Origin of the sequence: Aurantimonas sp. NFXS3 (genome assembly GCF_049132005.1) — a bacterium.
Taxonomy (GTDB): Bacteria; Pseudomonadota; Alphaproteobacteria; order Rhizobiales; family Rhizobiaceae; genus Aurantimonas; species Aurantimonas coralicida.
In genome coordinates this window covers 211,735-233,767 of record NZ_JAGDDZ010000006.1, presented here as the reverse complement: position 1 = coordinate 233,767, position 22,033 = coordinate 211,735, and the positions used below count along the sequence as shown (strand labels likewise).

General features: G+C 65.8%; 26 protein-coding genes. 3 read left to right on the top strand and 23 right to left on the bottom strand.

Annotated elements, in window-relative coordinates; all coding sequences use genetic code 11:
* The first annotated feature begins 10 nt into the window (after positions 1 to 10).
* The 3 genes from J3367_RS17480 to J3367_RS17470 all read left to right on the top strand — a co-directional run bounded on the left by J3367_RS17480 (position 11) and on the right by J3367_RS17470 (position 2,722).
* Positions 11 to 1,210: an MFS transporter gene (locus J3367_RS17480; RefSeq protein WP_421461862.1), complete on the top strand. Its 1,200-nt coding sequence runs from the start codon at positions 11 to 13 to the stop codon at positions 1,208 to 1,210.
* A gap of 192 nt (positions 1,211 to 1,402) precedes the next feature.
* Positions 1,403 to 1,570, top strand: coding sequence for a 50S ribosomal protein L33 (rpmG, locus tag J3367_RS17475; RefSeq protein ID WP_024351709.1), 168 nt, complete (start codon positions 1,403 to 1,405; stop codon positions 1,568 to 1,570).
* Between the two features lie 144 nt (positions 1,571 to 1,714).
* Positions 1,715 to 2,722, top strand: a complete 1,008-nt coding sequence (locus tag J3367_RS17470; RefSeq protein ID WP_024351708.1) for a hypothetical protein — start codon at positions 1,715 to 1,717, stop codon at positions 2,720 to 2,722.
* A gap of 55 nt (positions 2,723 to 2,777) precedes the next feature.
* On the opposite strand, the gene J3367_RS17465 is transcribed toward J3367_RS17470, so the two are convergent.
* From J3367_RS17465 to rpsN, 23 genes are all read right to left on the bottom strand, one after another.
* Positions 2,778 to 4,310 carry an acyl-CoA carboxylase subunit beta gene (locus J3367_RS17465; RefSeq protein WP_024351707.1) on the bottom strand — a complete coding sequence of 511 codons (1,533 nt, stop codon included), beginning with the start codon at positions 4,308 to 4,310 and terminating at the stop codon, positions 2,778 to 2,780.
* A 103-nt stretch (positions 4,311 to 4,413) separates the two neighbouring features.
* Complete coding sequence (locus tag J3367_RS17460; RefSeq protein ID WP_024351706.1) at positions 4,414 to 5,136, bottom strand: ATP12 family chaperone protein; 723 nt, start codon at positions 5,134 to 5,136, stop codon at positions 4,414 to 4,416.
* 93 nt (positions 5,137 to 5,229) lie between these two features.
* A complete protein-coding gene (locus J3367_RS17455; protein ID WP_024351705.1) occupies positions 5,230 to 5,937 on the bottom strand; it encodes an HAD-IA family hydrolase in 708 nt (235 codons plus the stop codon).
* A complete protein-coding gene (locus J3367_RS17450) occupies positions 5,937 to 6,923 on the bottom strand; it encodes an RluA family pseudouridine synthase (protein ID WP_024351704.1) in 987 nt (328 codons plus the stop codon). The genes J3367_RS17455 and J3367_RS17450 overlap by 1 nt, the downstream gene beginning before the upstream one ends.
* 37 nt (positions 6,924 to 6,960) lie before the next feature.
* On the bottom strand, positions 6,961 to 7,338 hold the full coding sequence (gene crcB / locus J3367_RS17445) for a fluoride efflux transporter CrcB (RefSeq protein ID WP_024351703.1): 378 nt from the start codon (positions 7,336 to 7,338) through the stop codon (positions 6,961 to 6,963).
* 141 nt (positions 7,339 to 7,479) lie between these two features.
* Positions 7,480 to 9,096, bottom strand: a complete 1,617-nt coding sequence (locus tag J3367_RS17440) for a BCCT family transporter (protein ID WP_024351702.1) — start codon at positions 9,094 to 9,096, stop codon at positions 7,480 to 7,482.
* Positions 9,097 to 9,243: 147 nt separating this feature from the next.
* Positions 9,244 to 10,602, bottom strand: a complete 1,359-nt coding sequence (locus J3367_RS17435; RefSeq protein WP_421461857.1) for a replication-associated recombination protein A — start codon at positions 10,600 to 10,602, stop codon at positions 9,244 to 9,246.
* Position 10,603: 1 nt separating this feature from the next.
* A complete protein-coding gene (locus J3367_RS17430) occupies positions 10,604 to 12,163 on the bottom strand; it encodes a DegQ family serine endoprotease (protein WP_373279292.1) in 1,560 nt (519 codons plus the stop codon).
* 189 nt (positions 12,164 to 12,352) lie between these two features.
* Positions 12,353 to 12,523 (bottom strand): hypothetical protein, encoded by a 171-nt coding sequence (locus J3367_RS17425; protein ID WP_155898538.1) that lies wholly within the window; start codon positions 12,521 to 12,523, stop codon positions 12,353 to 12,355.
* Positions 12,524 to 12,759: 236 nt separating this feature from the next.
* Positions 12,760 to 13,794: an NAD-dependent epimerase/dehydratase family protein gene (locus J3367_RS17420; protein ID WP_024351699.1), complete on the bottom strand. Its 1,035-nt coding sequence runs from the start codon at positions 13,792 to 13,794 to the stop codon at positions 12,760 to 12,762.
* Positions 13,795 to 13,939: 145 nt separating this feature from the next.
* On the bottom strand, positions 13,940 to 14,362 hold the full coding sequence (gene rplQ / locus J3367_RS17415) for a 50S ribosomal protein L17 (RefSeq protein ID WP_009209711.1): 423 nt from the start codon (positions 14,360 to 14,362) through the stop codon (positions 13,940 to 13,942).
* Between the two features lie 148 nt (positions 14,363 to 14,510).
* A complete protein-coding gene (locus J3367_RS17410; protein ID WP_009209712.1) occupies positions 14,511 to 15,539 on the bottom strand; it encodes a DNA-directed RNA polymerase subunit alpha in 1,029 nt (342 codons plus the stop codon).
* 116 nt (positions 15,540 to 15,655) lie between these two features.
* Positions 15,656 to 16,045 carry a 30S ribosomal protein S11 gene (gene rpsK, locus J3367_RS17405; protein ID WP_009209713.1) on the bottom strand — a complete coding sequence of 130 codons (390 nt, stop codon included), beginning with the start codon at positions 16,043 to 16,045 and terminating at the stop codon, positions 15,656 to 15,658.
* A gap of 104 nt (positions 16,046 to 16,149) precedes the next feature.
* Positions 16,150 to 16,518: a 30S ribosomal protein S13 gene (gene rpsM, locus J3367_RS17400; protein ID WP_009209714.1), complete on the bottom strand. Its 369-nt coding sequence runs from the start codon at positions 16,516 to 16,518 to the stop codon at positions 16,150 to 16,152.
* A 209-nt stretch (positions 16,519 to 16,727) separates the two neighbouring features.
* Positions 16,728 to 17,381, bottom strand: coding sequence for an adenylate kinase (locus J3367_RS17395; RefSeq protein WP_009209715.1), 654 nt, complete (start codon positions 17,379 to 17,381; stop codon positions 16,728 to 16,730).
* Complete coding sequence (gene secY / locus J3367_RS17390) at positions 17,378 to 18,721, bottom strand: preprotein translocase subunit SecY (RefSeq protein WP_024351698.1); 1,344 nt, start codon at positions 18,719 to 18,721, stop codon at positions 17,378 to 17,380. The genes J3367_RS17395 and secY overlap by 4 nt, the downstream gene beginning before the upstream one ends.
* 137 nt (positions 18,722 to 18,858) lie before the next feature.
* Positions 18,859 to 19,326: a 50S ribosomal protein L15 gene (rplO, locus tag J3367_RS17385; RefSeq protein WP_009209717.1), complete on the bottom strand. Its 468-nt coding sequence runs from the start codon at positions 19,324 to 19,326 to the stop codon at positions 18,859 to 18,861.
* A 120-nt stretch (positions 19,327 to 19,446) separates the two neighbouring features.
* Positions 19,447 to 19,650: a 50S ribosomal protein L30 gene (gene rpmD, locus J3367_RS17380; RefSeq protein ID WP_024351697.1), complete on the bottom strand. Its 204-nt coding sequence runs from the start codon at positions 19,648 to 19,650 to the stop codon at positions 19,447 to 19,449.
* A 54-nt stretch (positions 19,651 to 19,704) separates the two neighbouring features.
* Positions 19,705 to 20,262: a 30S ribosomal protein S5 gene (gene rpsE / locus J3367_RS17375; protein WP_009209718.1), complete on the bottom strand. Its 558-nt coding sequence runs from the start codon at positions 20,260 to 20,262 to the stop codon at positions 19,705 to 19,707.
* An 89-nt stretch (positions 20,263 to 20,351) separates the two neighbouring features.
* On the bottom strand, positions 20,352 to 20,714 hold the full coding sequence (gene rplR / locus J3367_RS17370; protein WP_009209719.1) for a 50S ribosomal protein L18: 363 nt from the start codon (positions 20,712 to 20,714) through the stop codon (positions 20,352 to 20,354).
* Positions 20,715 to 20,722: 8 nt separating this feature from the next.
* Complete coding sequence (gene rplF, locus J3367_RS17365; RefSeq protein WP_009209720.1) at positions 20,723 to 21,256, bottom strand: 50S ribosomal protein L6; 534 nt, start codon at positions 21,254 to 21,256, stop codon at positions 20,723 to 20,725.
* Positions 21,257 to 21,297: 41 nt separating this feature from the next.
* Positions 21,298 to 21,696, bottom strand: coding sequence for a 30S ribosomal protein S8 (gene rpsH / locus J3367_RS17360; protein WP_009209721.1), 399 nt, complete (start codon positions 21,694 to 21,696; stop codon positions 21,298 to 21,300).
* A 12-nt stretch (positions 21,697 to 21,708) separates the two neighbouring features.
* Positions 21,709 to 22,014, bottom strand: a complete 306-nt coding sequence (gene rpsN / locus J3367_RS17355) for a 30S ribosomal protein S14 (RefSeq protein ID WP_009209722.1) — start codon at positions 22,012 to 22,014, stop codon at positions 21,709 to 21,711.
* Positions 22,015 to 22,033: the final 19 nt, after the last annotated feature.

Here is a 22,033-nt window from a genome sequence, read left to right as displayed (position 1 = left end):
GCGGTGACCGATGGACAGGCAAACCGCCGACGACATCGTGGCCGAAGCGGAAGCCGGGATCGAACGCGTCGACTGGGTTGCCGCCGGCGCCGCCATCGCCTCGATCAGCGCCGTCGGCATCGCGCTCGGTCTCGGCCTGCCGCTGCTCAGCGTCATCCTCGAAAGCCGCGGCATCTCCACCACGATGATCGGCGCCAACACGGCTGTCGCGGGCGTCGCCTCGCTGCTGGCCGCGCCGCTCGTCACGCCCATTGCGCGCGTCCTCGGCGTGCGCCTGTCGATGCTGATCGCGATCGTCCTGTCCGGTGTCTCGGCCCTCGGCTTCTACTATTTCACCGCCTTCTGGACGTGGTTCCCGCTGCGACTGGTCTTCCACTTCGCCATCACCGCGCTGTTCGTCCTGTCGGAGTTCTGGATCAACGCCGCCGCGCCGCCGAGCCGCCGCGGTTTCATCCTCGGTATCTATGCGACCGTCCTGTCGCTCGGCTTCGCGCTTGGCCCCTACATCTTCTCGGTGGTGGGCTCGCAGGGCTTCCTGCCCTTCGCGATCGGCTCGGGCGTCATCTTCGCCTCGGCGATCCCGCTGCTGTTCGCCTGGGATCGTCAGCCGGCGCTGGGCGAGCGGCGCCACGGGGCGTTCTGGCGCCATATCGTATCGGTTCCCACGGCCACCGGCGCGGTGCTGATCTTCGGCGCGGTCGAAGCCGGGGGATTCGCCCTCTTCCCGATCTATGGCGAGCGGCTCGGCTACACGGAGGCCGCGGCGGCGCAATTGCTCATTGCCATCGGCCTCGGCAACGTCCTGATGCAGATCCCCATCGGACTGATCTCCGACCGCGTACGGGACCGGCGCTCGCTGCTGACCCTGTTCGCGGCGGTCGGGCTGGCCGGGACGCGGTGCCTGCCGCTTCTGGGCACCGACTGGTGGCTGATGGCGAGCCTTCTGTTCCTGTGGGGCGGTGTCGTGGCCGGCCTCTACACGGTCGGCCTTGCCCATCTCGGCTCGCGACTCGGGGGCGCCGATCTCGCCGCTGCCAACGCCGCCTTCGTGTTCTGCTATTCGGCCGGCATGCTGGTCGGTCCGCAGACCATCGGGTCTTCGATGGATCTCTTCGGCTACAACGGATTTGCCTGGGCCTTGGCGCTGTTCTTCGGGCTTTATCTGGTTCTCACCGTCGCCCGCATGGTCTGGGCCCGCGACCGGTCTTGACTTGGCTGCCGTCATGGCTATGGTCCGGCTCGAATTCGCCGACGCCCTGCGCCGGCGCATCGTCGCGTGCTACCGCTGCAGCGGCTTTTCGCGAATCGAACAATTTGGGTTTCCGCCGTCATCTGGACGAACGGCACCGGCACAGGGCCGGTCAGTTCGAGACGCGGCACGCATCAGCGAACGGATAGGGCCATGGCCAAGGCAACCACGATCAAGATCAAGCTCCTCTCGACCGCCGACACCGGCTTCTTCTACGTCGCGCGCAAGAACAGCCGCACGATGACGGAGAAGATGGTCAAGACCAAGTACGACCCGGTCGCGCGCAAGCACGTCGAGTTCCGCGAAGCCAAGATCAAGTAAGCTCCGGCAGGCCTTCGCCTGCCAGGGACGAATCGAGCGCCGCTCCGGCAACGGGGCGGCGCTTTTCGTCGTTCAGGCGGCGGTTGTGCGCGGACACAACCCAGAGTACCGTGATCGTGCGGCAGATGCATGCGGAGCCCGGACATGGCGAAGCATCTGATTCTGGTTCACGGGCGCTCGGTGAAACCAGCCGGCAGCCTGATGGCGGCGATGGTCGGGACAGCCCTTCGCGAGGGGTTGCGACGGGCCGACGCCGGGATCGCGCTGGCCGATCTCGAAGCCGGCGACCTCAAACTGTCCTTCATCTATTACGGCGACATCAACAACGAGATCGCGGCAGCCGATCCTGCCAAGCGCGCCATTCTCACCGCGACCAACGATCCGCGCTATGCGTTCCGGCCGGCCCTGCCCTTCGACCTGATCGAGGTGGGCTACGCCCTCACCTCGGCGCTGCGCCGCTTCAACCGGACGACCTATCGCGCCGTCCTGGCCGAGGCGGAGGACTGGCGGTTGCTCGACGAGGCGGCGGATATTGCCAGCCTGTTCGGCCAACTCTTCACCTTCGGCTTCCTGAACGATCGGCTGATCTCCGGCGCCCTGCCGGACCTCTCAGCCTATCTCACCTCGCAGATCGTCTCCTCGGCGATCCGCAGCCGGCTGCAGTCGGTGCTTCTCCCGGCGATGGAGGCGCGCGACGATATCTGCCTCCTGACCCACAGCATGGGCTGCATCGTCGCCTGGGACGTGTTGTGGAAGCTGTCCTACATGAGCGAATACGAGCCGCTGCGGGCGCGTGGCGGCCATGTCGCGCGCTGGATCACCTGCGGCTGCCCGCTGGGCGAACCCGGCGTGCGGCGCAATCTGCTCGGCGGCTGGGCACGAGCGAACGAGGAATTTCCGCGGCAGATCCGGCAATGGCGCAATATCCACGCCGAGGACGACTACATCGCCCATGTCGAGCGGATGCGGTCGACCTTCGGCGCGATGATGCGCGCCGGCTTCGTCGGGCAGATCAGCGACCGCAAGATCTACAATTGCTGGCACTATGCGGATGCGGCGACCGGGGCCCTCGTCTCCAACCCGCACGATCTCTACGGATACCTGATGCATCCGGCGATGGGCGCCGCCATCGCCGAATGGGCCCAGCACTGATCGCCGGCATGCCAGGCAGGCCGAGCGCTCCTCGCCGCCCTGTCCTCAGCTCCCCTTACAGCGGGATGTTGTCGTGCTTCTTCCAGGGGTTCTCGAGATCCTTGTTACGCAGCATTGCCAGCGCCCGCGAGACCCGGCGGCGGGTCGAATGCGGCATGATCACCTCGTCCACATAGCCCCGCTCGGCAGCGACGAAGGGCGACAGGAAGCGCTCCTCGTAGGCCTTGGTGTGGGCCGCCAGCTTCTCCGGATCCTTGGCGTCCTTGCGGTGGATGATCTCCGACGCCCCCTTGGCGCCCATCACCGCGATCTGCGCCGTCGGCCAGGCATAGTTGATGTCGCCGCGCAGATGCTTGGACGCCATGACGTCATAGGCGCCGCCGAAGGCCTTGCGGGTGATCACCGTGACCTTCGGCACGGTCGCCTCGGCATAGGCAAAGAGCAGCTTGGCGCCATGCTTGATCAGGCCGCCATATTCCTGCGCGGTCCCGGGCAGGAAGCCCGGCACATCGACGAAGGTGACCACGGGGATCGAGAAGCAGTCGCAGAAGCGCACGAAGCGCGCGGCCTTGCGCGAGGCGTCGGAATCGAGAACGCCGGCCAGCACCATCGGCTGGTTGGCGACGATGCCCACGGTGCGGCCCTCAATGCGGCCGAAGCCGGTGACGATGTTGCCGGCGAAGGCGGCCTGGATCTCGAAGAAGTCGCCCTCGTCGACGGTCTTCCGGATCAGTTCCTTGATGTCGTACGGCTTGTTGGCGTTGTCCGGGATCAGCGTGTCCAGCGACACGTCCTCGGCGGTCACCGACTGGCTGTAGTCGAGCTCGGGCACCGGCGAGGTGTTGGAGGCCGGCAGGAAGTCGATCAGCCGGCGCATCTGCAGCAGCGCGTCGACGTCGTTGTCATAGGCACCGTCGGCGATCGACGACTTCACCGTATGGATGGAGGCGCCGCCCAGTTCCTCGGCCGTCACCGTCTCGTTGGTCACGGTCTTCACCACGTCGGGACCGGTGACGAACATGTAGGAGGTATCGCGGACCATGAAGATGAAGTCGGTCATCGCGGGCGAATAGACGTCGCCGCCCGCGCAGGGGCCCATGATCACCGAAATCTGCGGGATGACGCCGGAGGCCAGGACATTGCGCTGGAAAATCTCGGCATAGCCGCCGAGCGCCGCGACGCCCTCCTGGATGCGTGCACCGCCGGCGTCGTAGAACCCAATGATCGGGGCGCGGTTGCGCAAGGCGAGGTCCTGGACCTTCTGCACCTTTTCGGCATGGGCCTCGGACAGAGAGCCGCCCAGCACGGTGAAGTCCTTGGCGAAGACGAAGACGGTGCGGCCGTTGACCGTGCCCCAACCGGTGACGACGCCGTCGCCGGGATAATGCTGCTGGTCCATGCCGAAATCGGTCGCCCGGTGCTGGACGAACATGTCGAACTCCTCGAAGGAGTCCTCGTCGAGAAACACCGTCAGCCGCTCGCGGGCGGTCAGCTTGCCCTTGGCGTGCTGCGCCTCGATCCGCTTCGTGCCGCCGCCTTCGCGGGCCTTCTCGCGCCGCGCCTCGAGTTCCGACAGCATGTCGCGCATTGCCTGTTTCCTCACCTGTTGCGTCTGTACGCGGTCCTTGCGACCGTCCTGCCCTGCGGGCAGACCATAGCAGTGCCGCCGCCCGGGTCGAGCGGCGACCGGCTTATTCGCTGTCCAGAAGGACGGCCGCGACCTGCATTTCCTGCCAGCGCAGTTCGCGGCGGGCGCTCGCCTCGTCGTCGGCGCCCCATTGTTCGATGTTCCAGTCCTCGTCGACATGCGCCCTCAGCCATACGTCCTCGGCCGTCAGATGCCCTTCGGCGAGGGCGAGAGCCAGCAGCGCCGATCCGGTCAGGGTCGTCGCCTGATGCATGGCCGCGACCTTGAAGGGATCGTCGATCCCGGCGAGGCGCTCCCGGAAGGCGGCGATCGCGGCGGGCGGCTGGGCGACATGCATGACGCCCTCGGTCAGAAGATACCGGGCGCCGAAGCTATCCCGCGCCCAGTCGAGCACCGGGTCCCAAAGCTCCTGCTGGCGCGCCACCAGCCGCTCCGGCGTGCCGGCGCGATAGAACAGGAGATCGGTCTCGATATAGCGGGCGAGATCGTCGCGCACCGGAATCGGATCGTCGGCGATCGCCTCGACCACGGTGTTGACCAGCCGGGTCATCGGCATGGTTGCCGGATCGATGCGCTCGCGCTGGGCATCCCATTCGGCGGCAACCACCTCGGCGGCCCTCTGCATGGGGACCGCGAGCGGCCGTCGGCCAGGCGTCTTCACCGGCCGGCCATCGAGGAGCACCGCGAAGCCGTCGTCGGTCGGCGCTAGCGTCACCTCGCTGTAGAAGCGCTTCGGCAGTTCAGCCTTCGCCTTGTCCTGCGTCATCCGTGTCTCTCATCTTGCGTGCCGCACACGGAGCGCTGTCAATCGCGTCGCACCACATGCCATTGTCGTCTGCCGGCCTCGCCGGACCCCGCCCTACAGCGCCGGAGCGGCTTGCCGCATCGCGGGCTGGATGATCGGGTCCGCCAGCCAGCGGTCCACGCTCTCGACCAGCCCGGTCACGGTTTCGGCGACGGCATAGGCGCCGGAGGCGAGCAGCGGCGCCGGCTCGTGCGTGCCCCAGGCAACCCCCAGGGCCGCGGCGCCTGCGGCCCGGGCCATTTCCATGTCGAAGATCGAATCGCCGACGACCAGCGCATCGCGCGGCGCAACGCCGAAGACCGTGCAGCATTCCTCGACCATCGCTGGATGCGGCTTGGACGGGCAGTCGTCCGCCGTGCGGACCGCGAGGAAGGCGTCGGTCAGGCCATGGGCCTCGCAGATCGAGGCGACGCCACGGCGCGACTTGCCGGTCACCAGCCCTACGAACACGTCGTCGCGCGCCGCCAGATCCTGGACCAGCGCCTTCATGCCGGGAAACAGATGCTCGCGGAAATCGGGATCGGCGCGCTGGATGCGGAAGGCTTGCCGATAACCGTCGACGAGAGTCGCGACGAGCGCCGGCTCGGCGACGGGATGCAGCCGCCGGATCGCCTGGTCGAGGGACAGGCCGATAATGCCCCGCGTCGCGGCATCCTCGGGCGCCGGCAGGCCGTGTGCCTCGAAGGCCAGGCGCATCGTGGCGCAGATGACCCCGCAGGAATCGGCAATCGTGCCGTCGCAATCGAACAGAACGGCCTTCATCAGTCGTTCATCGCCGTTTCGTCGAAGCCGAACAGATTGAAGGTCTGGATCATGTGGGGCGGCAGCGGTGCGATCTGGTCGATGAAGCCGCCGCTCGGATGCGGAATGACAATGCGGCGGGCGTGGAGGTGCAGCCGTTTCTGGACGCCGCCCGGAAACTCCCAGTTGGTGTCATGCTCGAAATATTTCGGGTCGCCCAGGATCGGGTTGCCGATATGCAGCGCGTGGACACGCAGCTGGTGGGTGCGGCCGGTATAGGGCTCCATCTCCACCCAGGAGAAGTTCTGCGCCAGGTTCTCGATGACCCGGTAATGGGTCAGCGCATGGTCGGCGCCCTCCTCGCCATGCTTGGCGGTCCGCATGCGGTCGCCGTCCGGCGTCTGTTCCTTGACGAGAAAGGTCGAGATGCGGCCCTCATGGGGCACCGGTACGCCCTTGAGGATGGCCCAGTAGGTCTTCTTGGTGTCGCGCTCGCGGAACGCCTTGGTCAGCGCGGTGGCCGCGCCGCGGGTGCGGGCGACGACCAGCACGCCGGAGGTGTCGCGGTCGAGGCGGTGGACCAGCCGGGGCTTCTCGCCCTTGCGGCTGCGCCAAGCCTCCAGCATCTTGTCGACATGCCGGTTCAGGCCGGAGCCGCCCTGCACGGCCAGTCCTGCCGGCTTGTTGAAGACGAAGACCTTCTCGTCCTCGTAGATCAGCATCTGCGACAACACCTCGTCATCGTGCTTGTCGCGCATGGTGTTGGCCGTCAGCGGCCCGATCTTCGGACGCCCCGCATCGCCGCTCATCGGCGGAATGCGAACCATCTGCCCGGGCTGCACCCGGGTATCGGTCTTGGCGCGACCACCGTCGATGCGCACCTGTCCCGAGCGCAGCAGCTTCTGCAGATGGCCGAAGCCCAGTCCCGGGTAGTGCAGTTTGAACCAACGATCGAGGCGCAATCCCGCCTCGTCATCCTCGATCCGTCTTTGTTCGACCGACGCCATTATCACATGCCTTCCGCTTGAACTGGTGCAGATAGCATCAGGCGAGCCCGCGCGCGAGGGCGAGACCGGCAAACAACGCCGCGATCCCCACAACCACCGACCCGATCACGTAGATCGCCGCCAATGTGTGGGATCCGCGCTCGGCCAACGCCATCGCATCGAGCGAAAAGGTCGAGAAGGTGGTGAAGCCGCCCAGGCATCCGGTGGCGACGAACAGGCGAACTTCCTGCGAGGCTCCGAAGCGTCGTGCCGCCAGCTCGATGAACAGCCCCATCAGGAACGAGCCGAAGACGTTCACGAAGACCGTGCCCCACGGAAATCCCGCGCCGAACAGGCGCATGGCAGCCATGCCGGAGAGGTGCCGGAGGGTGGCGCCGACGGCACCGCCGGCGGCAACGATGAGAAGCTGTGACATGGCCGCCTTCTAACCGATGGCGCGACGTGGCGTAAGATGCCGGAGAAGCCCGGTGTCGGCAGGCTGAGAACACCGTCCGAACGCAAGACGGCGGGGCCAGTGGCTGGCCCCGCCGTCGGTTTGTCGTCCTGGGAAGGCGGCCTATTCGGCGGCGCGCGCTTCCGCCTCGGCGTGCTGCTGGAACGGCTGCTTCAGCTCCCCATGGAGCCCGCGCAGGGTCGAATAGCAGAGCACGAGCAGCAGCACCGCGAAGGGAAGCCCCGTCGTGATCGCCGCCCCCTGCAGGGCCGCCAGACCACCGCCGATCAGCAGCGTGATCGCCACCAGACCTTCGAAGGTCGCCCAGAAGATGCGCTGGGGCACCGGCGCGTCGATCTTGCCGCCTGCCGTGATCGTGTCGATCACCAGCGAGCCGGAGTCCGACGAGGTCACGAAGAACACGATCACCAGGATGATGCCGATGAACGAGCTGATCGAGGACAGCGGCAGCTCGCCGAGCATGGCGAAAAGCTTGACCGACAGGTCGGCGTCCACGATCCCGGTGTAGCCGGCGATCGTTTCGGTCAGCGCGGTGCCACCGAAGATCGTCATCCAGATCACCGAAACGACGGTCGGGATGAGCAGCACGCAGGTGATGAACTCACGCACCGTACGACCGCGCGAAACGCGGGCAATGAACATGCCGACGAAGGGCGACCAGCTGATCCACCAGGCCCAGTAGAAGGTCGTCCAGCCGGTGCGATAGCCGTCATCGGTCCGGCCGAACGGGTTCGACAGCGGGATCACCTCGCGCAGATAGGCGACGGAGTTGCCGAAGAAGCCGTAGACGAGATCCATCGTCGGCCCGACTGCAAAGATGAACAGCATCAGCAGCAGCGCCAGGACCATGTTCAGCTCCGACAGCCGCTTCACGCCACCGTCGAGGCCGGCCACGACCGACACCAGCGCGACGGCGGTGATCAGACAGATCAGCACGATCTTGGACAGGAGCGAATCCGGCACGCCGAACAGGAAGTTGAGACCGGACACCGCCTGCTCCGCACCGAAGCCGAGCGAGGTCGCCAGACCGAACAGCGTGGCGAAGACCGCCAGGATGTCGATCAGATGGCCGGGCCAGCCCCAGGTCTTCTCGCCGAGCAGCGGATAGAAGGCCGAGCGGATGGTCAGCGGCAGACCGAGATTGTAGCTGAAGAAGGCGAGGGCCAGCGCCACCACGGCGTAGATCGCCCAGGGATGCAGCGCCCAGTGGTAGATCGTGGCGGCCATGCCAAGACGGCGTGCCGCCTCGATGTCGCCGGGAGCGCCACCCAGCGGTGCAGCCGAGCCGCCTTCCATGGCGGCGGTGAAGTGGGTGATCGGCTCGGACACGCCGTAGAACATCAGGCCGATGCCCATGCCGGCGGCGAACAGCATCGCGAACCAGCCGAAATAGCCGTAGTCCGGACGCGCGTCCTTTCCGCCGAGCCGGATCTTGCCGTAGGGCGAGACGATCAGGAACAGGCAGAACAGCACGAAGATGTCGCCGGCGATGATGAACAGCCAGTCGAAGGTGTTGGTGATCGCCGGACGCAGCCACCCGAAGAAGCCGTCCGCCATCGTCGGGAACAGCAGGGTGAAGGTGACGAAGGCGATGATGACGCCGGCGGAAATCGGGAAAACCGGATTATGAATATCCAGCCCGAACCGTTGCATGTTGTCTTGACCGACCTCGTAATCGGTTATCGAATGTTCGGCCAATTGGCCCGGTTCGAGAGACATCTGAACCTCGCTTTGCACGATTATGGAAATTCGGGGGCGTCAAACGAAGCCCGGACGATCAAGCCGCCATATTGCCACAGATCGGGCACGCGGACACTCCGGCGATATTCTCACCGATGCTGATTACTTGGTGTCGCGGGAAAAGTATCAACCCCCGCGGTCACGATTGCGGCGAAGTTTCGCCCAATTTTGAAGCCGGTCGCCGATCGGGATCTCTGCACCACGATCAGTCGGCCGGTAGAATTGCTGCCGGTCCATCTCGTCCGGAAAATAGTCCTGACCGGAAAACGCGTCGGGCGCGTCATGGTCATAGGCGTATCCGGAGCCGTAGCCCTCGTCGCGCATCAGCGCAGTCGGGGCATTGAGAATGTGTTTCGGCGGCAGCAACGAGCCGTGTTCCTTCGCCGCGCGCATGGCCGCCTTGTAGGCGGTGTAGACGGCGTTGGATTTCGGTGCGCTCGCCAGATAGACGGTCGCCTCGGCCAGCGCGAGTTCGCCCTCCGGCGATCCGAGATAGTCGAAGGCGTCCTTGGCGGCGAGCGCAATGCCCAGCGCGCGGGGATCGGCCAGTCCGATATCCTCGGAAGCCATGCGCACCAGACGGCGGCCGAGATACAGGGGGTTCTCCCCTGCGTCAAGCATGCGGCACAGCCAGTAGAGGGCGGCGTCCGGGTCCGAGCCGCGCACCGACTTGTGCAGCGCGGAAATCAGATTGTAATGGCCGTCCTGGCCCTTGTCGTAGACCGGCGCGCGCCGCTGGACGATCTCCTGCAAACCCGCGGCATCGAAGATCTCGCCCTTGCGGCTGGCGCGCCAGACCTCCTCGGCCAGCGTCAGCGCGGCGCGGCCGTCGCCATCCGCCATGCGCAGCAGCACCGCCCTCGCCTGTTCGTCGAGCGGTAGTGCCATGCCTTCGGTCGCCTCGGCCCGCTCCAGCAGCTTCACGAGGCTGGCGGAACCGTGCGGCTTGAAGGTCAGTACCCGTGCGCGCGACAGGAGAGCGGCGTTGAGCTCGAAGGACGGGTTCTCGGTCGTGGCGCCGACGAGGACGACGGTGCCGTCTTCCATGACCGGCAGGAAGGAATCCTGCTGGGCGCGGTTGAAGCGGTGGATCTCGTCGACGAAGAGCAGCGTGCGCCTGCCGTTGGAGCGACGCAGCCGCGCCGCCTCGAACATCTTCTTCAGATCGGCGACGCCGGAAAAGATCGCCGAGATCTGCTCGAAGGCGTAGTCCACCTCATGGGCGAGCAGCCGCGCCACGGTGGTCTTGCCGGTGCCCGGCGGACCCCAGAAGATCATCGAACCGAGGCTCGTCGCCTCGAGCATGCGCGACAGGACCCCGCCCTCGCCCGTCAGATGTTCCTGGCCGACGACCTCGCCGAGCTGGCGCGGTCGCAGCCGGTCGGCCAGCGGCCGGGAGCGGTCGTTCCGATCGTCCACCGCCGTTGCGGATGGCCGCGGCCGCTCGCTCGGAGCGCCGCCACCGTCGCCGAAGAGATCCGCCATGTCAGCGCACCCGCCGCGCCAGGCGGCGTCCGTTCCGGTCGATCTCGAAGCTCCAGCCGCGATTGCTGTCGATGGCTGCGGCCTCAAGTTCCCTGGTGGTCGTCACCGGCTCGCCGTTGACGGCGAGGACGATGTCCCCCGGCCGCAACCCGAAACGCTGCGCGAGCGAGCCGCGCGCCACCTCCGCCACGAGCACGCCGGTCTTTTCGAGCGGCATGTCGAACTCCTCCGCCACGCGCGGCGACAGGTTGAGGACGGTGGCCCCGGCGAACGGGTTCTGCCCGTCGATGGTGCGGGCGTCGCGCGGCGGTATCTCCGGCGCCGGCTGCAGCGGCAGTTCCAGCGTGCGGCGCTCATCGCCGCGCAGCACCGTCAGACTTACGGTCTTGCCGATCCCGGCCGTCGCCAACCGGTACCCCAGGGCATCTGCGCCGCCGACCTCGAGGCCGTCCACCGCCAGGATCACGTCGCCGACCGCAAGGCCTGCCGCCTCGGCGGGACCACCGGGCATGATGCCCCGGACGAGGGTTCCCGACGGGCGATCGAGCCCCACCGCCTCGGCGATGTCGGCGGTCACCGGCACGAAGCTCGCCCCGATGAAGGGCCGCTCGAAGCGGCCGCCGGCCTTGGCCGAACGGATGAAGCTCGCCACCATGTTGGCGGGAATGGCGAAGCCGACGCCGTTGGAGCCGCCCGAGCGCGAGAAGATGGCGGTGTTCACCCCGACCAGTTCCCCCGACATGCCGATCAGCGCGCCGCCGGAATTGCCGGGATTGATCGCCGCATCGGTCTGGATGAAGAAGCCGAAATCGTCGACGCCGATATGGGTTCGGGCGAGCGCCGAGACGATGCCGCTGGTCACCGTCTGGCCGATGCCGAAGGGATTGCCGATCGCCAGGACGAGATCGCCGATCTGCAACCGGTCCGAATCGGCGATCGGCAGGGTCGGGAACGGCCCCTCGCCCTCGATCTTCAGCACCGCCAGATCGACGCTGTCGTCCTTGAGCAGGACCTCGGTTTTGAACTCGCGCCCGTCGGCAAAGCCGATCTTCACCTCGTCCGCGTCGGCCACGACATGGTTGTTGGTAACGACGAGCCCCGACGCATCGACGATGACGCCGGAGCCGAGGGACGATTCCATCCGCGGCTGGCGATTGCGCGGCTGGCCGAAGAACTGACCGAAGAAGGGATCGCCGGCGAAGGGCGAGCGCTGCGCCGGGACGGCCCGCGCGGCATAGACATTGACCACCGCTGGCGCAGTCCGCTTCACCAGAGGTGCGAAGGAAAGCTGGATCTGCGTCTGGCTCGCCGGCACGCGGGCATCGGCCTCCCCGACGGGGGATGACGGCACCGGCTGCCCGGCCGGGGCGGTGTCGGCCTCGGCGACGCGGGTCTCGCCGTCATCGAGGAGGGGGACGAAACCATCGCCCGGCGCCGCGCTGCCCGCCGCATCCTGCCCCAGGGACGGCTTCGGATCACCGCCGTCGAAGAGGTCGAGATAGGGGGCTGCGAGCACCCCGGCGCCAATCAGTAGACCCGCAAGAATCAGTTTCATCTGCATATCCGGTCCGCCGTGGTGGCTCGGCAGCATCGGCCCGGCACTGTGAACAGGCGCTGGAACCGGATGCTGCCTTGCGAAAAGTCACGCCGCGCAGTGGCGGCCTGCTTTCGCATAGACCAGACCGCGGACGCGAAAAAGGGGCCGTTGCGGCCCCTTCCTCGTCATTGCGATCTGTGTGGCTGACGTCGCCTAGTCTGCGACCGCCGTCTGCGTGCTGGTCGCAACCGCCTCGTCAGGCAGGTCGGCCGTCGCGTAGCTGGCGGTCAGGACGCCAAATGCCGCCATGGCACACAGGAGGGTCAGAAAAGTGCGTCGCATGGAGAGCCGGCCCGTGGTGTTCATGATGTCCGCATTTTTCATAGAAGTTGTTTCATCCGCGTAAATGTCGCCACTTTTGCGTGGCTGCGTCCCGTTCTTGAGGGCAAAAGCGTTCGGCCGCCAAAAGGTTGCCTCGTTTTGAACGAAATTTCTGCTGGCTCCCCCGAGACCCCGCCTATGCCACGCCCCGGCGGCCCTCGCCATGGCATTTGCATCACACTTACCGAATACGCGAAATGCGTAGCAGCCGAAGCTGGAGCGGCCCATGCGGGCTTGTCTCAGACGGTCCGCGGCAGCTGCGGGATGCTCTGCGCCATCGCGGCGACGGCATCTTCCGGGGGCCGTGCCGACAGGCCGAGAATGTCGCGCGCCGGCGTGGTGTCGAGCGATTTGCGACGACCGAGTTCGGGCACGGCGGCGCGTGCCTGCGGTGACAGGATCGCGGCAAGCCGCACCACGCGATCCGGCAATGTCCAGCGCGGCAGGCGGCGTGCTTTACCGGGACAGGCCTCGCCCACCACCTTGCCGATCTCGATCAGGCTGAGCGTGCCGCTGGACAGGGCGAAACGCCGTCCGGACACTGACGGCGCCGTCATCGCCGCCAGATGCGCGTCGGCGACGTCGCGGACGTCGGCGAGCGCGAAGGCCAGATCGGGAACGACGGGCATGCGCCCCTCCATCACGGCCCGGATCAGCGCTGCCGACGTGCCCTCGCCTCCCGGCGCGCCTGCCCCCAGCAGCGGACCGAGAACCAGTGCCGGATTGATCGCGACCAGGTCGAGCCCCGCGTCTCGCGCCGCATCCCAGGCAGCGCGTTCGGCGAGGGTCTTCGACAGGGCATAGCCGGAGATGTCGGGGCTTTCGGTGTCGGACCAGTCGGCCGCGCCGTAGTACTCCCCAGGGCGCGGAGGATGGGCCGAATAGATCGCCGCGGCCGACGACGTCAGGACGATCCGCTCGGCGCCGGCGCGTTCCGCGGCGGCCATCACCCGCAGGGTGCCGTCCACGGCTGCCGGAACCAGCGCATGCCGGTCGCGTGGCGGGCTTGCGGGGAATGGCGATGCGCTGTGCAGCACGTAGCGGCAGCCTGCGGCCGCCTCCATCCAGCCGGCGTCGTCAGTGAGGTCCCCAGCGACGAAGGACAGCCGATCGATATCCGCACCGGCGGCGGCGAGCAGGCCGCGAACGGCGTCTGCCTTGTCGAGCCCGCGCACCGTTCCGCGCACATCGTAGCCGGCCCGGAGCAGACGCAGCGCCACATGGCCGGCGATGAAGCCCGATATGCCGGTGAGCAGCACCCGATCCCGCGCCATCGCTAGCCTCCTCGTTCGTGCTGTCCCACGCCGCACGACTACGCGCGGGTCAGCCGGTCACCCTCCGGCAGATAGCGTGGGGTGGAGCGGACATGAAAAAGGGGCCACATGGGCCCCTCGTTCCTCGTTCCGATGATCGGGTCGATCAGGCTGCGTCGAGCTCGCCTTCGGCCTCGACGCGCTCGCGATCAATGGCGCCACGGGCTTCCGGGTCACGATCGACGAATTCGATGACGGCCAGCGGGGCGTTGTCACCGCGGCGGAAGCCGGCCTTCAGAACGCGGGTGTAGCCGCCGTTGCGCTCGGCGTAACGCGGAGCCAGCGTGTCGAACAGCTTGCCGATGACCGACGGGTCGCGAACCTGCGAGATCGCCTGGCGGCGCGCATGCAGATCGCCGCGCTTGCCCAGCGTGATCATCTTCTCGACGATCGGGCGCAGTTCCTTGGCCTTCGGCAGGGTGGTCACGATCTGCTCGTGCAGGATCAGCGAAGCGACCATGTTGGCGAACATCGCCTTACGGTGGCTGGCGGTACGATTAAGCTTACGACCGCGTTTTGCGTGGCGCATGGGATTTCCTCAAGTCAAATAAGCCGGCGTCATTGCGCCGGAAGTCGGGATCTTTGCGTCCCTGCCCCGTTCTCGGGACAGGCCGCCGTTCCTTTGAATGATTGAAATCCTCCCGCCGACGCGGGCGCCGGCGGGAGGCAGTCTCGTTCTAGTACTGGTCTTCGTAGCGCTTGGCCAGATCGTCGATGTTCTCCGGCGGCCAATCCGACACTTCCATGCCGAGATGCAGCCCCATGGACGCGAGAACTTCCTTGATCTCGTTGAGCGACTTGCGGCCGAAATTCGGCGTACGCAGCATCTCCGCCTCGGTCTTCTGAATCAGATCACCGATATAGACGATGTTGTCGTTCTTCAGGCAGTTCGCCGAACGCACGGACAGTTCGAGCTCGTCGACCTTCTTGAGCAGCGCCGGGTTGAAGGCCAGTTCGGCCATCTGTTCCTCGGCACCGGCCGGCGCGCGCTGGTCGCGCTGCGGCTCCTCGAAGTTCACGAACACCGAAAGCTGGTCCTGCAGGATGCGCGCGGCGTAGGCCACGGCGTCCTCGCCGCTGATCGAGCCATCGGTCTCGATCTGCATGGTCAGCTTGTCCTTGTTCAGGTCCTGACCCTCGCGGGTCGCCTCGACCTTGTAGGACACCTTCTTGACCGGCGAGAACAGCGAATCGACCGGGATCAGCCCGATCGGCGCATCCTCGGCGCGGTTCTGGTCGGCCGGGACGTAGCCCTTGCCGGTGTTGACCGTGAACTCCATGCGGATCTCGGCGCCCTCGTCGAGGGTGCAGATCTCGTGCTCGGGGTTCAGGACCTCGATGTCACCGACCGTCTGGATGTCGCCGGCGCGGACGATGCCCGGGCCCTGCTTGCGCACCACCATCCGCTTCGGGCCTTCGCCCTGCATGCCGATGTTGATTTCCTTGACGTTCAGGACGATGTCCGTGACGTCTTCACGGACGCCCGGGATCGAGGAGAACTCGTGCAGAACGCCGTCGATCTGGATGGCCGTAATGGCGGCACCCTGGAGCGACGACAGAAGAACGCGACGCAGCGCGTTGCCGAGCGTCAGGCCGAAGCCGCGCTCCAGCGGCTCGGCCGTCAGGGACGCCTTCGAACGGCTTCCGCCATTCTTGAACACCACCTGGTTCGGCTTGGTAAGATCTTGCCAATTGCTAGCAATCATGCGGATGCCTTTCAGTTTCCTCGCCACCATCCAATCGTGGCGATAGGTCTGAGTGCGGAAGGCGGAACCCTTCCTGTCGGCTGCACACCGCGCTCAGACGAGCGCGGCGAAAAGCATCAGACGCGGCGCTTCTTGCGGGGGCGCACGCCGTTGTGCGGGATCGGCGTGACATCACGGATCGAGGTGATCGTGAAACCGGCGGCCTGCAGCGCGCGGAGCGCCGACTCACGACCCGAACCCGGACCGCGGACTTCGACCTCGAGGGTCTTCATGCCGTGTTCCTGCGCCTTCTTGGCGGCGTCCTCGGCAGCGACCTGCGCGGCGAACGGCGTCGACTTGCGCGAGCCCTTGAAACCCTGCGCGCCAGCCGACGACCAGGCAATCGAGTTGCCCTGCGCATCGGTGATGGTGATCAGCGTGTTGTTGAAGGTCGAGCTCACATGGGCGACGCCCGACGTGATGTTCTTGCGCTCGCGACGGCGAACGCGCTGTGCTTCTTTAGCCATTAAACTGTCCTGTTGATATCGACACCGCCGTAATTCCGGCAGCTACACCACGGCGCGCCCGAGGACGCGCCGCATCGTATGAAACGGTTCCGGAAGGACCCGTCTTACTTCTTCTTGCCGGCGATCGCCTTGGCCGGACCCTTGCGGGTGCGGGCATTGGTGTGCGTGCGCTGACCGCGAACCGGAAGGCTGCGACGATGACGCAGGCCGCGGTAGCAGCCGAGGTCCATCAGACGCTTCACGTTCATTGCGGTCTCGCGACGCAGATCGCCCTCGACGCGGTAGTCGCGATCGATGATCTCACGGATCTGCAGGACTTCAGCGTCGGTCAGGTCGTTGACGCGGCGCTCGTCGCCGAGATTGACCTTCTTGACGATGTCCTTGGCATGGGCAGCGCCGATACCATGGATGTACTGCAGCGCGATGACGACGCGCTTGTTGGTCGGGATGTTGACGCCAGCGATACGGGCCACAACCATACTCCTAGAATTAGATGGGCTCTGGGCCCGCCATACACAAGATGCGGGGCCCTGCAGCCGAAAGCGACCGATGCAGGACTCCGAATGAAGACATGCGCCGATCGCTAAGGATTCGCGAATAGCGCAGGCTATAGATCAGCGGGGCTTGACAAGTCAACCGCCCGCCCCTTGCGGCGGCCGTGGCCGCCGCCGGTTTCGACGCGTCAGGCCTTGCCCGAAACGATGCGCTCGATGCTCTCGGTCACCACGTCGATGGGCTGCATGCCATCGACGGCACGCAGCGTGCCCTTGCAGTGGTAGTAACCGACCAGCGGCGAGGTGTCCTTGTAATAGGACCGCAGCCGGGTGCGCATGGTCTCGGCATTGTCGTCGGGACGGCGCTTGAAATCCGTCGAGCCGCAAACGTCGCAGACGCCCTCGACCTTCGGACGCTTGTCCTCGTCGTGATAGACCGCGCCGCAACTGGCGCAGGAGAAGCGACCGGAGACGCGGTTGACGAGGATATCGTCATCGACCTTGATCTCGATCACATGATCGAGCTTCAGGCCCTTGCGCTCCAGCATCGCCTCGACCGCGTCGGCCTGGTTCAGCGTCCGCGGATACCCGTCGAGGATGAAGCCCTCGGCGCAGTCCGCCTGGTCGATCCGCTCGGAGACGATCGCATTGACGATGTCGTCCGAGACGAGATTGCCGGAATCCATCACCGCCTTGGCTTTCAGCCCGACTTCGGACTGGGCGGTCACAGCCGCCCGCAGCATGTCGCCGGTCGAGAGCTGCGGGATCTTGTGCGTTTCGATCAGGCGCTGCGCCTGGGTGCCCTTCCCGGCTCCCGGCGGCCCCAACAATATCAGCCTCATCTGGCCCCCCGTCTTCCACCCCTGAGTTTCGCCTTCTTCACGAGGCCCTCATACTGGTGCGCCAGGAGGTGCCCCTGCACCTGCGCGACAGTATCCATCGTGACGCTGACGACGATCAGCAGCGACGTGCCGCCAAGATAGAACGGGACACCCACGGCCGAGATCAGGAATTCCGGCAGAAGACAGATGATCACCAGGTAGATGGCGCCGACGACCGTGATGCGGGTCAGCACGTAGTCGATGTATTCGGCCGTGCGCTCGCCCGGACGGATGCCCGGAATGAAGCCGCCATGCTTCTTCAGATTGTCGGCCGTGTCCTTCGGATTGAACACGACGGCCGTGTAGAAGAAGGCGAAGAACGCGATCAGGCCGGCATACATCGCCATGTAGAGCGGCTGGCCGTGGCCGAGCGAAGCGATCGTCGCCGACGCCCAGCCCGGCAGATCCTCCGTGCTGGTGAAATTCGCGATCGTCACCGGCAGAAGCAGGAGCGAGGACGCGAAGATCGGCGGGATGACGCCGGCGGTGTTCAGCTTCAGCGGCAGGTGCGACGTGTCGCCCTGGAACATCCGGTTGCCGACCTGGCGCTTGGGATACTGGATCAGCAGCCGGCGCTGGGCGCGCTCGAAGAACACGATGACCGCGATGCAGGCGACCGCCACGACGATCACCAGAAGGATCACGGCGGTGGACAGCGCGCCGGTGCGGCCGAGCTCGAGGAGATTCGCGATCGCCGAAGGCAGATGCGCCACGATGCCGGCGAAGATGATCAGCGAGATGCCGTTGCCGATGCCGCGGGCGGTGATCTGCTCGCCCAGCCACATCAGGAACATGGTGCCACCGACCAGCGTGATCACCGCGGAGACCTGGAAGAACATGCCCGGATCGACGACGATGCCGGGCTGGGTCTGCAGGCCGGCAGCGATGCCGTAGGCTTGGACCGTGGCCAAAAGCACGGTGCCGTAGCGGGTGTACTGATTAATGACCTTGCGGCCCTGCTCGCCTTCCTTCTTCAGCTGCTCGAGCGACGGAATGACCGACGTCATCAGCTGAATGATGATGGAAGCGGAGATGTAGGGCATAATTCCCAGCGCGAAGATCGCCATGCGTCCGACGGCACCGCCGGAAAACATGTTGAACAGACCGAGAATGCCGGTCGACTGCTGCTGGAAGGCCTGCGCGAGTGCGTCAGGGTTGATGCCCGGCATCGGAATATAGGTGCCGAGCCGATACACCAGAAGCGCACCCAGGGTGAACCAGATGCGCTTCTTGAGATCCTCAGCCTTCGCAAAGGCCGAAAAGTTCAAATTCGCGGCGAGTTGTTCCGCAGCCGATGCCATACTTTACCTGTCTCCGGGGTTGTCCGGCGGGTCGGCATCGAATGCGCGCCCGTACCGTCAGCCGCGCCGTCTACCGGCGGGCTCCTCCATGAGGAAGACCGAGAGATAGACGCCGCGTCCGCCGGGTGCAAGAAGCCTTAGGCTTCCGCTCCCACGGTCTTGATGGAACCACCAGCCTTCTCGACCTTCTCGACGGCCGACTTGGAGGCGCCATCGACGAGGAAGGAGACCTTGGCGGTCAGTTCGCCGTCGCCCAGGACGCGCACGCCGTCCTTGGCGCGACGCACCAGACCGGCAGCCTTGAGGGCTGCGAGATCGACTGTCGCCGAGGCGTCGAGCTTGCCGGCGTCGATCGCCTGCTGCACGCGTCCGAGCGACACGACGTTGAAGTTCTTGGCGAAGATGTTGACGAAGCCGCGCTTCGGCAGACGGCGGAACAGCGGCATCTGGCCGCCCTCGAAGCCGTTGATCGAGACGCCCGAACGGGACTTCTGTCCCTTGACGCCACGACCACCGGTCTTGCCCTTGCCCGAACCGATTCCGCGACCGACACGCTTGCGCGAGTGGGTCGCGCCCTCGACGTCGGAAATCTCATTGAGTTTCATGTTGCTTCTCCTGGTCTACCGGAGGGTGGGCAACGCCCTGCCCTGCGCGGTAGCCCGATGCTCTGGCAAAATTACGGTCTGGTGCGGCCGCGCCCAACGCGATGCCGCTCCACGCACTCGTCAGGCCGGCTCGACCACGCGCACGAGATGGGCGACCTTGGCGATCATCCCACGCACGGCGGGGGTGTCCTCGAGCGTCCGGCGACGGTGCATCTTGTTCAGCCCCAGGCCGATCAGCGTCTGGCGCTGGTCGGCGGAGCGACGGATGGGGCTGCCGGTCTGCACGACGGTGACGGTGCTACCTGCGGTTTTTGTTTCGGCCATCGATTGGCTCCTTCAGTCAAAGCGCGAGGAGTTCGCCGAACTCCCCGCATCCAATCAATCCTCGGAAGCGGCCTGCGCACCGATGACTTCCCGGCGACGTGCCTGGAGCTCGGAGTACTTGATGCCGCGACGCGAAGCGACGTCCTTCGGATGCATGGCCTGCTTCAGGCCGTCGAAGGTCGCGCGAACCATGTTGTAGGGGTTCGACGAGCCGAGCGACTTGGCGACGACGTCATGCATGCCGACGGCTTCGAAGACGGCGCGCATCGGGCCGCCGGCGATGATGCCGGTACCGGCCTCGGCGGCGCGCAGGATGACCTTGCCGGCGCCGTGACGACCGCTGACGTCATGATGCAGCGTACGACCGTCGCGCAGCGGCACGAAGATGAGATCGCGCTTGGCGGCTTCCGTCGCCTTGCGGATGGCCTCCGGCACTTCGCGTGCCTTGCCGTGGCCGAAGCCGACGCGGCCCTTCAAGTCGCCGACGACGACGAGGGCGGCGAAGCCGAAGCGACGGCCACCCTTGACCACCTTGGCAACGCGGTTGATGTGAACGAGCTTGTCGACGAAACCGTCATCGCGGTCTTCACGTCGATCGTTACGAGGCGCCATATCCTGTTCCTTGTTCTTTTCCGGAGGCGTCTGTCGGTGGCGACCGCGTCAAGCGGCCGCAATGATACGGGCGATGCGCCCGAGCGGCCTCAGAAGTTGAGACCGCCTTCACGTGCCGATTCGGCGAGTGCCTTGATCCGGCCGTGATAGATGAACGCGCCACGATCGAAAACCACGTCGGTGACGCCGGCTTCCTTCGCACGCTCGGCGACCAGCTTGCCAACCGCCGCAGCGGCCTCGGTGTCGGCACCCGTCTTCAGCTGCGAACGCAGCGAGGTGTCGAGGGTCGAGGCAGCGGCGAGCGTACGGCCCGCGGTGTCGTCGATGATCTGCGCATAGATGTTCTTCGAAGAGCGATGGACGGACAGCCGAGGACGACCGTTCGCCACCTTCTTGATCGAGCGGCGGATGCGCGAGGCCCGCCGTCGCAGATTTTCCTTCAAGGTAGCCATTACGAGCCCTACTTCTTCTTGCCCTCTTTGCGGACGATCGTCTCGTCAGCATATTTGACGCCCTTGCCCTTGTAGGGCTCGGGGCCGCGGTACTCGCGAATCTCTGCCGCAACCTGCCCGACCCGTTGACGGTCGATGCCCGAGATGACGATCTCGGTTGGCTTGGGCACGGTGATCTGGATACCTTCCGGCACCGGGTAGATCACATCGTGCGAGAAGCCAAGGGCCAGCTGCAGGTTCTTGCCCTGCAGCGAGGCACGATAGCCGACGCCGTTGATCTCGAGCTTCTTCTCGAAACCCGTCTTCACGCCGTTGACGATGTTGGAGATCATCGTGCGGGACATGCCCCACTTGGAGCGTGCATCCTTGGAATTGTCGCGCGGATCCACCTGGACCGCGCCGTCTTCCATCTTCACGAGGACTTCCTCGTTCACCACGAAGGTGAGCTCGCCCTTAGGGCCCTTTGCCGTCACGGTCTGACCGTCGACGGTGGCAGAGACACCCTCCGGCAGTGCGATCGGCTTCTTACCAATACGAGACATTTCGAAACCCTGTGCGTTCGCTGGGCGTCAGTGCCGCCGCGTCAGAAGACGCGGCAGAGCACCTCGCCGCCGACATTCTGTTCACGGGCGCTATGGTCGGCCATGACGCCCTTCGGCGTCGACAGGACCGAGATGCCCAGACCGTTCGCGACCTGCGGAATCGTCTTGGCCGACACATAGACGCGACGACCAGGCTTCGAGACGCGGGCGATCTCCCGGATGACGGGTCCGCCTTCGTAGTACTTCAGCTCGATTTCGTACTCGGACTTGCCGGCAACGAACTCGGTCTGGGTGTAGCCACGGATGTAGCCCTCGTCCTTGAGGACGTCGAGCACACGGCCGCGCAGCTTCGACGCGGGCGTCGTCACCGAGGACTTGTTGCGCATGATGGCGTTGCGGATACGGGTCAGCATATCGCCGAGCGGATCAGACAAAGACATGTCTATACCTCCTTACCAGCTCGACTTCACGATACCGGGGATCTGGCCGTTGTTGCCCAGGTCCCGGAGCGCAATGCGGCTCATCTTCAGCTTGCGATAGTAGGCGCGCGGACGGCCCGTCACCTCGCAGCGGTTACGAATGCGAACCTTCGACCCGTTCCGCGGCAGTTCCGCGAGCTGGAGCTGCGCCTGAAAGCGCTCTTCCATGGGGGCGTCGGCATTCTTGGTGATCGCCTTCAGAGCAGCCCGCTTGGCGGCGTATTTCGCCACCATCTTCTGACGGTGCTTGTTCTGCTCGATCATGCCCTTTTTGGCCATTATCTCGTCCTTTGCTCGT

Coding starts and splice junctions, on each gene's coding strand:
- J3367_RS17480 (WP_421461862.1), top strand. CDS start 11: ATGGACAGGCAAACCGCCGACGACATCGTGGCCGAAGCGGAAGCCGGG.
- rpmG (WP_024351709.1), top strand. CDS start 1,403: ATGGCCAAGGCAACCACGATCAAGATCAAGCTCCTCTCGACCGCCGAC.
- J3367_RS17470 (WP_024351708.1), top strand. CDS start 1,715: ATGGCGAAGCATCTGATTCTGGTTCACGGGCGCTCGGTGAAACCAGCC.
- J3367_RS17465 (WP_024351707.1), bottom strand. CDS start 4,310: ATGCGCGACATGCTGTCGGAACTCGAGGCGCGGCGCGAGAAGGCCCGC.
- J3367_RS17460 (WP_024351706.1), bottom strand. CDS start 5,136: ATGACGCAGGACAAGGCGAAGGCTGAACTGCCGAAGCGCTTCTACAGC.
- J3367_RS17455 (WP_024351705.1), bottom strand. CDS start 5,937: ATGAAGGCCGTTCTGTTCGATTGCGACGGCACGATTGCCGATTCCTGC.
- J3367_RS17450 (WP_024351704.1), bottom strand. CDS start 6,923: ATGGCGTCGGTCGAACAAAGACGGATCGAGGATGACGAGGCGGGATTG.
- crcB (WP_024351703.1), bottom strand. CDS start 7,338: ATGTCACAGCTTCTCATCGTTGCCGCCGGCGGTGCCGTCGGCGCCACC.
- J3367_RS17440 (WP_024351702.1), bottom strand. CDS start 9,096: ATGTCTCTCGAACCGGGCCAATTGGCCGAACATTCGATAACCGATTAC.
- J3367_RS17435 (WP_421461857.1), bottom strand. CDS start 10,602: ATGGCGGATCTCTTCGGCGACGGTGGCGGCGCTCCGAGCGAGCGGCCG.
- J3367_RS17430 (WP_373279292.1), bottom strand. CDS start 12,163: ATGCAGATGAAACTGATTCTTGCGGGTCTACTGATTGGCGCCGGGGTG.
- J3367_RS17425 (WP_155898538.1), bottom strand. CDS start 12,523: ATGAAAAATGCGGACATCATGAACACCACGGGCCGGCTCTCCATGCGA.
- J3367_RS17420 (WP_024351699.1), bottom strand. CDS start 13,794: ATGGCGCGGGATCGGGTGCTGCTCACCGGCATATCGGGCTTCATCGCC.
- rplQ (WP_009209711.1), bottom strand. CDS start 14,362: ATGCGCCACGCAAAACGCGGTCGTAAGCTTAATCGTACCGCCAGCCAC.
- J3367_RS17410 (WP_009209712.1), bottom strand. CDS start 15,539: ATGATTGCTAGCAATTGGCAAGATCTTACCAAGCCGAACCAGGTGGTG.
- rpsK (WP_009209713.1), bottom strand. CDS start 16,045: ATGGCTAAAGAAGCACAGCGCGTTCGCCGTCGCGAGCGCAAGAACATC.
- J3367_RS17395 (WP_009209715.1), bottom strand. CDS start 17,381: ATGAGGCTGATATTGTTGGGGCCGCCGGGAGCCGGGAAGGGCACCCAG.
- secY (WP_024351698.1), bottom strand. CDS start 18,721: ATGGCATCGGCTGCGGAACAACTCGCCGCGAATTTGAACTTTTCGGCC.
- rplO (WP_009209717.1), bottom strand. CDS start 19,326: ATGAAACTCAATGAGATTTCCGACGTCGAGGGCGCGACCCACTCGCGC.
- rpmD (WP_024351697.1), bottom strand. CDS start 19,650: ATGGCCGAAACAAAAACCGCAGGTAGCACCGTCACCGTCGTGCAGACC.
- rpsE (WP_009209718.1), bottom strand. CDS start 20,262: ATGGCGCCTCGTAACGATCGACGTGAAGACCGCGATGACGGTTTCGTC.
- rplR (WP_009209719.1), bottom strand. CDS start 20,714: ATGGCTACCTTGAAGGAAAATCTGCGACGGCGGGCCTCGCGCATCCGC.
- rplF (WP_009209720.1), bottom strand. CDS start 21,256: ATGTCTCGTATTGGTAAGAAGCCGATCGCACTGCCGGAGGGTGTCTCT.
- rpsH (WP_009209721.1), bottom strand. CDS start 21,696: ATGTCTTTGTCTGATCCGCTCGGCGATATGCTGACCCGTATCCGCAAC.
- rpsN (WP_009209722.1), bottom strand. CDS start 22,014: ATGGCCAAAAAGGGCATGATCGAGCAGAACAAGCACCGTCAGAAGATG.